The sequence below is a fragment of the Serratia sp. 506_PEND genome (assembly GCF_001076875.1).
Lineage (GTDB): Bacteria > Pseudomonadota > Gammaproteobacteria > Enterobacterales > Enterobacteriaceae > Serratia > Serratia marcescens.
Window position 1 is genome coordinate 1 of the sequence record NZ_JVEL01000451.1, and the last position, 10,149, is coordinate 10,149.

At 62.0% G+C, this 10,149-nt stretch carries 7 protein-coding genes; 3 read left to right on the forward strand and 4 right to left on the reverse strand.

Annotated features, from left to right (window positions below):
- Positions 1-90 precede the first annotated feature (90 nt).
- Complete coding sequence (locus ADK28_RS17500) at positions 91-2,157, reverse strand: carbon starvation CstA family protein (RefSeq protein ID WP_048796266.1); 2,067 nt, start codon at positions 2,155-2,157, stop codon at positions 91-93.
- A gap of 385 nt (positions 2,158-2,542) precedes the next feature.
- Here ADK28_RS17500 and ADK28_RS17505 point away from each other — a divergent pair, with 385 nt between their 5' ends.
- The gene (locus ADK28_RS17505; RefSeq protein ID WP_048796267.1) at positions 2,543-3,706 is read left to right on the forward strand and encodes a M20 aminoacylase family protein; all 1,164 of its coding nucleotides are present in this window, start codon (positions 2,543-2,545) and stop codon (positions 3,704-3,706) included.
- A gap of 30 nt (positions 3,707-3,736) precedes the next feature.
- On the forward strand, positions 3,737-5,047 hold the full coding sequence (locus tag ADK28_RS17510; RefSeq protein ID WP_033640153.1) for an MFS transporter: 1,311 nt from the start codon (positions 3,737-3,739) through the stop codon (positions 5,045-5,047).
- A gap of 74 nt (positions 5,048-5,121) precedes the next feature.
- On the opposite strand, the gene ADK28_RS17515 is transcribed toward ADK28_RS17510, so the two are convergent.
- Both ADK28_RS17515 and gloA read right to left on the reverse strand, forming a co-directional pair.
- Positions 5,122-7,056: an exoribonuclease II gene (locus ADK28_RS17515; RefSeq protein ID WP_048796268.1), complete on the reverse strand. Its 1,935-nt coding sequence runs from the start codon at positions 7,054-7,056 to the stop codon at positions 5,122-5,124.
- A gap of 187 nt (positions 7,057-7,243) precedes the next feature.
- A complete protein-coding gene (gene gloA / locus ADK28_RS17520) occupies positions 7,244-7,771 on the reverse strand; it encodes a lactoylglutathione lyase (RefSeq protein ID WP_016927543.1) in 528 nt (175 codons plus the stop codon).
- A gap of 99 nt (positions 7,772-7,870) precedes the next feature.
- Here gloA and ADK28_RS17525 point away from each other — a divergent pair, with 99 nt between their 5' ends.
- A complete protein-coding gene (locus ADK28_RS17525; RefSeq protein ID WP_033640155.1) occupies positions 7,871-8,725 on the forward strand; it encodes a LysR family transcriptional regulator in 855 nt (284 codons plus the stop codon).
- A gap of 15 nt (positions 8,726-8,740) precedes the next feature.
- Here the strand turns inward: ADK28_RS17525 and ADK28_RS17530 are convergent.
- On the reverse strand, positions 8,741-10,149 hold a 1,409-nt coding region (locus ADK28_RS17530; protein ID WP_048796269.1), incomplete at its 5' end, for a molybdopterin dinucleotide binding domain-containing protein.

Consider the following 10,149-nt stretch of genomic DNA (forward strand, 5'->3'; position numbering starts at 1 on the left):
CAGGATTGGCAGGGGGCGTTCGGCTCAACGCTGTTAGGCTAAAGCCAGTAAAAAGGGCGCCGCGGCGCCCTTGCTTGATGCTCGGTTCGCTTAGCCGCGGCCGGTCTCCTCTCGCAGTGCGGCGCTGACCTCGTGCACCGTCGGTTGTTCGGAACGCAGCGCCCGGCGGATGGCGAAGAAAGCGGCGATCAGCATGGTCACCGCCACCAGCATAAAGAACCCGCACAGCGCGGCGTTGATCTGGTTGCTGAACACGATGGTTTCCATGTCTTTCAGCGATTTGGCCGGTGCAATAATCGTGCCTTGCTCGATGCCGGTGGAGAATTTCTTCGCCTGCGCCAGGAAGCCGATGCTCGGTTTTTCGTGGAAGATCTTCTGCCAGCCGGCGGTCATGGAGGTCACGAACAGCCAGGCGGTCGGCAGAATTGTCACCCAGGCGTAGCGCTGCTTTTTCATCTTGAACAGCACCACGGTGCCGAGGATCAGCGCCATCGACGCCAGCATCTGGTTGCCGATGCCGAACAGCGGCCACAGGGTATTGATGCCGCCGAGCGGATCGACCACCCCCTGATACACGAAGAAGCCCCAGCCGGCCACCGCCACCGTGGTGCCCGCCAGGTTGCCGAACCAGGAGCGGTTGTTGGCCAGCTGCGGCACCGCCACGCCCACCAGATCCTGCACCATAAAGCGGCAGGCGCGGGTGCCGGCGTCGACGGCGGTCAGGATGAACAGCGCTTCGAACAGAATGGCGAAGTGATACCAGAACGCCATCATCGCCCGGCTGTTGAACACCTCACTGATGATGTGCGCCATGCCCACGGCGAAGGTCGGGGCGCCGCCGGCGCGCGACAGAATGGAGTTCTCACCCACCTCTTTGGCGATCAGCGCCAGCGTTTCCGGCGTGATGATAAAGCCCCAACTGTTGATGACCTGCGAAGCATTTTCCACCGTGGTGCCGATCAGCGCCGCCGGCGAGTTCATGGCGAAGTAAACGCCCGGATCCAGCACCGAGGCGCAGATCAACGCCATGATGGCGACGAAAGATTCCATCAGCATGGCGCCGTAACCGATAAAGCGCATGTGGCTTTCGCGCTCCACCAGCTTCGGCGTGGTGCCGCTGGAAACCAGCGCGTGGAAGCCGGAAATGGCGCCGCAGGCGATGGTGATGAACAGGAACGGGAACAGGGCGCCGGCGAACACCGGGCCGCTGCCGTCGATAAAGCGTGAAACCGCCGGCATTTTCATCTCCGGCATGGCGAAGACGATGCCGATGGCCAGGCCGATGATGACGCCGATTTTCATAAAGGTGGAAAGGTAGTCGCGCGGCGCCAGCAGCAGCCACACCGGCAGCACCGAGGCGACGAAGCCATAGATCACCAGCACCCAGGTCAGGGTGGTGCCGTGCAGCGTGAAGAATGGCCCCCAGTAGGGATCTTGCGCCACGTTGCCGCCGTAAACGATCGCCAGCAGCATCAGCACGAAGCCAATCACCGAAATTTCGGCGATCTTGCCCGGCCGGATAAAACGCATGTAGATGCCCATGAACAGCGCGATCGGGATGGTGGCGGCGATGGTGAACAGCCCCCACGGGCTGTCGGCCAACGCTTTTACCACCACCAGCGCCAGCGCCGACAGGATGATGATCATGACGCCCAACGCGCCGAGCATGGTGATCACCCCGGCGAACGCGCCCAGCTCTTGCTTGGCCATTTCCCCCAGCGAACGTCCGTCGCGGCGCGTGGAGATGAACAGCACCAGAAAATCCTGCACCGCGCCGGCCAACATAACGCCGACCAGGATCCAGATGGTTCCCGGCAGGAAGCCCATCTGCGCGGCCAGGATCGGCCCCACCAGCGGCCCGGCGCCGGCGATCGCGGCGAAGTGGTGGCCGAACAGCACCCATTTGTTGGTGGGCACGTAGTCCAGGCCGTCGTTATGGCGTTCCGCCGGGGTCAGACGACGGTCATCCAGCTCAAAGACCTTGTCGGCGATGAACCGGCTGTAGAAGCGGTAGGCGATGCTGTAGCAGGCGACGGCGGCGACCACCAGCCAGACGGCGTTGACGTGCTCGCCGCGGCTCAGCGCCAGCATGGCGAAAGCGAAGGCGCCGACCAACGCCACCAGCAGCCAGATAAGTCCGGACCTGATGTTTTTCATGAAACAACTCCTTGGCGTGCAGAGGTAAAAATCAACGTTGTTATTAGGAATGACGTTTTAACAGTAGAAGTTTTGCCGCCGAACCGCGGCAGGTCGGATGAGAAATGTGAAGCAGGTGGGGTTTTAGTGTAAAAACAACGTGATGAAACAGCGTTGGCGCAGGCTGTCGCCCACATAATCCTGAGCAGTTATTCATTCGGCATTTTCACGGCGCGTACAGCGAATTATCGTCGTTTTTTATCTGGGCACGGTGTCTGGCGGATTATTATTTTATCTGTCGAGGTGTGCCGAAATAAAATTATTCATGCTGTGTTATACCTTTATTTTCACCCACGGGCTTAATTATTCATCAAATAAATAATAAAGCTACGAAAGGAATTTAATTATGATAAATAAAATCATCGAAGGGTATTTACCTCAGCTCACGGCCATTCGGCACGATATTCATCAGCACCCTGAATTGGGTTTCGAAGAGTTCCGCACCAGCGATCTGGTCGCGGATTATCTGAGCTCGTGGGGCTACGAGGTGCACCGCGGATTGGCGGGCACCGGCGTGGTGGGGACGCTGCGGGTGGGCGGCGGCGTTAAACGCCTTGGGCTGCGCGCCGATATGGACGCCTTGCCGATCGAGGAAAACAACGGCAAACCTTGGAGCAGCAGCGTGGCCAACCGCATGCATGCCTGCGGCCATGACGGCCATACCACCATGCTGCTCGGCGCCGCCCGCTACTTGGCGCAAACGCGCAACTTCAACGGCACGCTGCACCTGATTTTCCAACCGGCGGAAGAGATGCTGAACGGCGGCGCGCGCATGGTGGAGCAGGGGCTGTTCGAACGCTTCCCCTGCGACGCCATCTTCGCCATGCACAACATGCCGGGGATGGCGCTCGGCGAGTTCTTCTTCCAACACGGCCCGTTTATGGCCTCGATGGATCAATTCAACGTGCGGGTGCAGGGGCGCGGCGGCCACGGCGCCATCCCGCAGCTGGCGGTCGATCCGGTGCTGGTGGCCTCGCATATCACCGTCGCCCTGCAGAGCATCGTTTCGCGCAATATCGATCCACTGGAGGCGGCGGTGATCACCGTTGGCAGCATCAAGGCCGGCGAGGCGGCCAACGTGATCCCGGACAGCGCGGAGATGAAGCTCAGCGTGCGCTCGCTGGATCGCCAGGCGCGCGCTACGCTGCTGGCGCGCATTCCGGCGCTGATCGAGGCGCAGGCGGCAAGCTTCGGCGCCCACGCGACGGTGGAACACGTTAACGGCACGCCGGTGTTGGTCAACGACGAAGCGATGACCCGTTTCGCCCACCGCGTGGCGGAGCAGCAGTTCGGCGCCGCCCGCGCGCACTACGGCGCCAGGCCGCTGATGGGCAGCGAAGATTTCGCCTTTATGCTCGATGCGCATCCGCAGGGCTGTTACCTGATCGTTGGCAACGGCGACGACGAAGGCAGCTGCATGGTGCACAACCCGGGATATGACTTCAACGACGGCTGCCTGGCGGCCGGCAGCCAGTATTGGGGGGCATTGGCTGAAGCCTATTTAAAATAAACGCGAAGAATAATAACAGGGAAGATAATGATGAGTGAAAATACGGCTGAAACCCAAACGGAAATAATATCGGCCCCGAAGGTCGGTGGCAAAAAGGTCATCTTCGCCGCCTCCTTCGGCAATGCGCTGGAGTTTTTCGATTTCGGTATTTATAACTTCTTCGTCATTTATATTAGTGTGCTGTTCTTTCCGCCGTCGAGCGATCCTAATTTGGCGTTGCTGTTGGCATTCGCCACGTTTGGCGTCAGTTTTTTCATGCGGCCGCTGGGCGGCATTTTGATCGGCGCCTATGCCGATCGCCATGGCCGCAAGCCGGCGATGATCCTGACGATTTCCTTGATGAGCCTGGGCACGGCGATGATCGGTTTTGCGCCGACTTACGCCAGCGCCGGCTATTGGGGAACCGTCACCCTGGTGGCGGCGCGTTTGATCCAGGGCGTGGCGGCGGGCGGCGAGGTGGGGGCATCGATGTCGTTGCTGGTGGAGTCGGCGCCACCTAACCGGCGAGGCTTCTATTCCAGCTGGTCGCTGGCGACGCAGGGCATCGCCACCGTGGTCGGCGGCGTCACCGCGCTGGCGCTCAGCGCGGCCTTGCCGGTGCTTTCCGGCGAGCCGAACGCCATGGCCGAGTGGGGATGGCGCATTCCGTTCTTTATCGGCGTGGCGCTGGCGCCGCTCGGTTGTTGGCTGCGTCTCGGATTGGAAAGCGACCGGCCGCCGGTGTCGCGGGCCCATGAACCGCCGGCGCAGCTGCGACGGCACTCGCGGGCGGTGGTGCTTGGCGTGATGCTGACCATTGGCGCTACCGTCGCCACTTACATCTCGATGTATTATCTCGGCACTTACGCGGTGAAATACTTAGGCATGCCGCAAGCCTACGGCTATGCCGCGATGCTGCTGGCGGGGCTGGTGACCTTCGGCGGCAGCCTGTTGGTCGGGCACTGGTGCGATCGCTATGGCCGTTTGCCGCTGATCCGGGGCTCGCGCATCGCTATCTTGATCGTGGCCTTGCCGGCGTTTTGGTGGCTGAGCGCCGCGCCGCATCCGGCGGTGCTGCTGCTGATTGTCGCGATATTGGTCGGATTGACCACGCTCGGCTCGGTGCCGACCATGCTGATGATTTCGGAGCTGTTTCCGCAGCGCATTCGCGCATTGGGGTTTGCGTTGGTCTATAGCCTCGGCGTGGCGATTTTCGGCGGCTTCGCCCAATATATCGCCTCGCAGTCGATCGCGTTGAGCGGCTCGCTGCTGGCGCCCGCCGTCTACCTGATGCTGGCGACGCTGGCTTCGCTGGCGGTGCTGCCCTTGCTGCGTGAAACCGGCGGCGATCCATTGCGCTAGCGAGCGCGGGCGAAAAAAAACGCCGGCGGTTCTCACCGCCGGCGCTTTGCGTTGCGACCGTTTCAGGCTGGCGTTCAGGCCGCCGGGCGGGCGATCACGCTGCGGGTTTCCATGCGCACTTCGGCGATGGTGACCTGCAAGGTATCGCTCTGGCGGTAAACCACTTCGCCTTTAATCTGCACTGTGCCGGTTTCCTGGCTGCACTGCATCTCGTCACGCACCGCGTGAATGAACGGTGCCGGGATGAAGGCAACCGCGCCGTTGTCCAGCAGGCGCACACGCAGGCCGCCACGGGTCACGTCGATGATCTCGGCGTTGAAGCGGGTATCGGTGCCGGCCTTGTCCTGCAGGAAGCGGGCGTACAGCCAGTCGCCGACGTCGCGTTCCGCCATGCGGTTCAGGCGGCGGCGCTCCGCCAGCTGCACCGTCACGTCATCCTGCGGTTTTTCCGCCGTCTGCTGGTTGATGATCGCCTTCAGCAGGCGGTGGTTGACCATATCGCCGTATTTACGGATCGGCGATGTCCAGGTGGCGTAAGCCTCCAGACCCAGACCAAAGTGTGGCCCCGGCGTAGTGCTGATCTCGGCGAAGGTCTGGAAGCGGCGGATGCGGCTGTCGAGGAACTGGGTCGGCTGCGCGTCCAGGTGGCGGCGCAATTCGCAGAAACCGTCGAGGGTCAGCAGCTTCTCGGCTTCGGCTTCGACGCCGTTGGCCTGCAGTACGGTGACCGCTTGCTCAACCAGCGCAGGATCGAAACCGGTGTGCACGTTGTACACGCCGAAGCCCAGGCGATCGCGCAGCACGATGGCGGCGCAGACGTTGGCGGCGATCATGCACTCTTCAACGATACGGTTGGCGCTGCGGCGCTGCTCGGTAACGATCTCCAGCACGTCGCCTTTTTCACCCAGCACGAAGCGGTAGTCCGGGCGATCTTTGAATACCAGCGCATGCTGGTGGCGCCAGGCGTTACGCGCGTCGCAAACGCGTTTCAGCAGGGTGATCTGTTGCGCGATGGCGTCGCTCGGCGGTTGCCAGCCGGCAATGCCGTCCAGCCAGTCGGAGACTTCGTCGTACACCAGTTTGGCTTTGGATTCGATCTCGGCGGCGAAGAACTGAATATCTTCGCCCAGCGCGCCGTCGGCGGCGATGGTCACGCGGCAAGCCAGCACCTGACGGCGCTCGTTAGGGCGCAGCGAGCACAGGTTGTCCGACAGATCGCGCGGCAGCATCGGGATGTTGAAGCCCGGCAGATAGTTGGTGAAGGCGCGCACGCGGGCGATATCGTCCAGCTTGCTGCCTTGTTCGACATAAGCGGTCGGATCGGCGATGGCGATGGTCAACTGCAGCGAACCGTCACCGTTGTCGGTCACATACAGCGCATCGTCCATGTCCTCGGTGCTGGCGCTGTCGATGGTGACGAATTCGAGCGCGGTCAGATCTTCACGCACCAGCGCAGCGTCCGGCTCGCTGAGCGCCTGCATCTCCGGCGCCTCTTTTTCCAGATTGTGACGCGCCAGCGTCACCCACCACGGGGCGAAATGGTCTTCACCGTCGGTGATAAACTGGGTCAGGTCGGCGTTGAAGCCGCGATCGCCTTTCAGCGGATGACGGCGCATTTCCGCCACCGCCCAGTCGCCGGCCTGGAAGTTGTGGGTCAGTTCACGCACCGGGCGGCACGGAATCGCCTCTTTCAGCAACGGATGATCGGGCACGATGGACAGGCGATCGTCGCGCTTTTGCACGCGGCCGACGAAGCGCGACAGGAACGGCTCGACCAGGGTTTCCGGCTCGGCGATTTCGCGCTCTTTCTCGGTGTGCAGGGTGGCGATAATGCGATCCCCGTGCATGACTTTCTTCATGTACGGCGGTGGAATGAAGTAGCTTTTTTGACCGTCTACTTCAAGAAAGCCAAAGCCTTTCTCAGTCCCTTTCACGACGCCTTCAACGCGCGGGGTCTGAGAGTGAAGTTGCTGTTTAAGCTGCGCCAGCAGCGGGTTATCTTGAAACATATCGTCCAGTGAATGGGTTGTGAGTGGCAAGATTTGCGGCTGACAGTTTTACGCGAATCACCCGCTGCGAGCAAGCCTAACGTCACGGAACCCCGCGTTGCCGCGCGATTTTGCGCAAGAATGGTCAATCGAAGGGCGAACGATGAAAAACCCCGGCGCGCAGGCCGGGGTGAAGGGCGTGGGACAATCAGTCCCGCAGCGGCGTCGGCTGCAGGATTTCAATCCAGTAATCGTCCGGATCGCGAATGAACGCCACGTAGTTCATGCGGCCTTCATGCAGGCGTTTCTGGAAGGTGACGCCCAGGCGCTCAAACCGCTCGCAGGCGGCGCGCACGTCCGGCACCGTGACGCACAGGTGGCCAAAGCCGCGCGGCTCGCCGTTGCCGTTGTGGTAATGGAAATCCGCCTGATTTTCGGTGCCGTGGTTATGGGTCAGCTCGAGAATGCCCGGCTGGCTCAGCGCCCAGCGTTTGCGTTCGTCGTCATCCTGCGGGATCTGCTCGCGCGGGCTGCGCGTCAGGTAGCAGATGGTGAAGGCAGCTTCTTTGAACTCTTCCAGATAGACCGGGGTAAAGCCCAGCACGCGCGTATAGAAATCCAACGCTTTGGTCAGGTCTTTCACGCGGATCATGGTGTGGTTGAACACGTAACCGTCGGTTACCGTATCCGGTTGGGCCGCCACGCCGGGCAGCGTCAGTAAGTCATTCAGTGGCATCAGTGATCCTCCTCAGGGTGTCGACAGACTGTAGGTGAAATCGATGCTAATCTAAAGTGATTGTTTTTAACTAGAACGCTAACTAAAAGTGAAGGATAGATGAAGCTGAGCCAGCTGAAGTTTTTCTGCACCGTGGTGGAACACAAAACCATCGCCGCCGCCGCCCGTGAGCTGCACTGCGTGCCTTCCAACGTTACGCTGCGGCTGCGCGAGCTGGAAGAGTCGCTGGGCGGCGAGCTGTTTTTCCGCGACAAGAACCGGCTGTACGTGAATCCCAAAGGCCGGCTGTTCTACCAGCAGGCGCGCGACATCGTGGCGCAGGCCGAGCGCAGCAAACAGCTGTTCGCCGGCGAGCAACAGCATGGGCTGCTGAACCTCGGGGCGCTGGATTTTTCGCTGGTCAGTCACTTGCCGGCGCGCATCGCCCGGCTGCGCCGTTTACAGCCCCATTTGCACATCAACGTGCTGAGCCGCGACTCGCTGGTGCTGGAACGCATGTTGATCGACAGCGATCTCGATCTGGCGATCACCGACGGCCCGATTGAGCATCCGCTGCTGGCCAGCCAAAAGGCGTTTGACGAACGGCTGGTGCTGCTGATGCCGGCGGATGTCGGGCAACCCGACGCCGCCACGCTGGCGCCGCTGGAGTTTTACACGTTCAGCCGCGAGTGCTCGTTCCGGCTGAAGGTCGATCACTGGCTGGCCTCGCGCGGGCTGAAACCGCGCATGACGCTGGAAATGGAATCTTATGCCGCGATGGCAGCCTGCGTGAAGGATGGTTGCGGCGTCGCCTGCGTGCCCGGCTCGTTGCTGCCGCTGATCTTGCCGGCGCCGGGGCTGAAGGTGGTGGAAATGGGCGAGGAGGGCGTGAGCGATCTCTATTTCGTCTGGCGGCGGCATCAGCTGTCCGAGGAATTGCAGACTATCCTGGAAATATTGGCGCGCCCGGCGTGAACCGGGCGCGCGTTTTCAGGCGATGCGCAGCGACGGTTGCTGCTCGCTGCGGCGAATCGCCACCGGGATCGACTTCGACGTCGGGGTGCCGGTGCCGTCGCCGAAGCTGGCCAGCGGCACCAGCGGGTTGGTTTCCGGGTAGTAGGCCGCCAGGTTGCCACGCGGAATGTCGTAACTCACCAGCTTGAATCCATCCACCTTACGCACCACGCCGTCGTTCCACAGGGTTTCTATCTCTACCCGTTCGCCATCCTGCAGGCCCAGCGCCGCCAGATCTTCCGGATGGATGAACAGCACTTCGCGCTGACCGTAAACGCCGCGGTAGCGGTCATCCAGACCATAGATGGTGGTGTTGTACTGATCGTGCGAGCGCAGCGTCTGCAGGGTAAACGGCGCTTGCTCGCCGCCCAGCTGCGGGAACAGGGTGGTCGGCAGCGCGGCGTCGCTGAATTCCGCCTTGCCGCTTGGCGTGGCGAAGCGCAGTTCGGCGGCGGCATTGCCCAGGTAGAAGCCGCCGGGTTGCTCGCAGCGCCGGTTGAAATCCTCGAAGCCGGGAATGGTGGCGGCGATGTGATCGCGGATCAGCGAGTAGTCGTCGGCCAATTCCAGCCAGTCCAGCTGTTGCGTACCCAGCACGGCGTCGGCGATGCCGCAGACGATCGCCGTCTCCGAACGTTGAGTGTCCGCCAGCGGTTTGCCGATGCCTTCCGAGGCGTGCACCATGCTGAACGAGTCCTCGACCGTGATGTACTGTGAGCCGCTGGCCTGCATGTCCAGTTCGGTGCGGCCGAGCGTCGGCAGGATCAGCGCGTCTTTGCCGGTCACCAGGTGGCTGCGGTTAAGCTTGGTGCTGATATGCACCGTCAAATCGCAGTTGCGCAGGGCGCGGGCGGTGCGCTCGGTGTCCGGCGCCGCGGCGGCCAGGTTGCCGCCCAGCGCGATCAGCACTTTCACTTCGCCGCGCAGCATCGCTTCGATCGCTTCCACCGTGTTGTGGCCCAGCGCGCGATTGGCGGTGAAGTTAAAGTGGCGTTCCAGGCTGTCGAGCAGCGCCTTCGGCGACTTCTCATCGATCCCCATGGTGCGGTTGCCCTGGACGTTGCTGTGGCCGCGTACCGGGCACAGACCGGCGCCCGGTTTGCCCAGTTGCCCGAACAACAACTGCAGGTTGGTGATTTCACGCACCGTTGCAATAGAGTGCTTATGCTGAGTCACGCCCATCGCCCAGGTGCAGATCACCCGTTCGGCGCCCTGGTAGGTGGCCGCCGCCTGGCGCAATTGCGCTTCGCTCAGGCCCGATTGCGCGGTAATGGTCCGCCATTCGGTGGCGTCCACCTGCGCCAGATAAGCCTCTACGCCGACGCTGTGCCGTTCGATAAACGCCAGGTCAAACAGGGCGGGTTCGCCGGCGGCCATACGCTGGC

Bases quoted from the DNA above. Each gene is read 5' to 3' on its own strand.
- ADK28_RS17500 (WP_048796266.1), bottom strand. From the start codon at position 2,157: ATGAAAAACATCAGGTCCGGACTTATCTGGCTGCTGGTGGCGTTGGTC.
- ADK28_RS17525 (WP_033640155.1), top strand. From the start codon at position 7,871: ATGAAGCTGAGCCAGCTGAAGTTTTTCTGCACCGTGGTGGAACACAAA.
- gloA (WP_016927543.1), bottom strand. From the start codon at position 7,771: ATGCCACTGAATGACTTACTGACGCTGCCCGGCGTGGCGGCCCAACCG.
- ADK28_RS17515 (WP_048796268.1), bottom strand. From the start codon at position 7,056: ATGTTTCAAGATAACCCGCTGCTGGCGCAGCTTAAACAGCAACTTCAC.
- ADK28_RS17510 (WP_033640153.1), top strand. From the start codon at position 3,737: ATGAGTGAAAATACGGCTGAAACCCAAACGGAAATAATATCGGCCCCG.
- ADK28_RS17505 (WP_048796267.1), top strand. From the start codon at position 2,543: ATGATAAATAAAATCATCGAAGGGTATTTACCTCAGCTCACGGCCATT.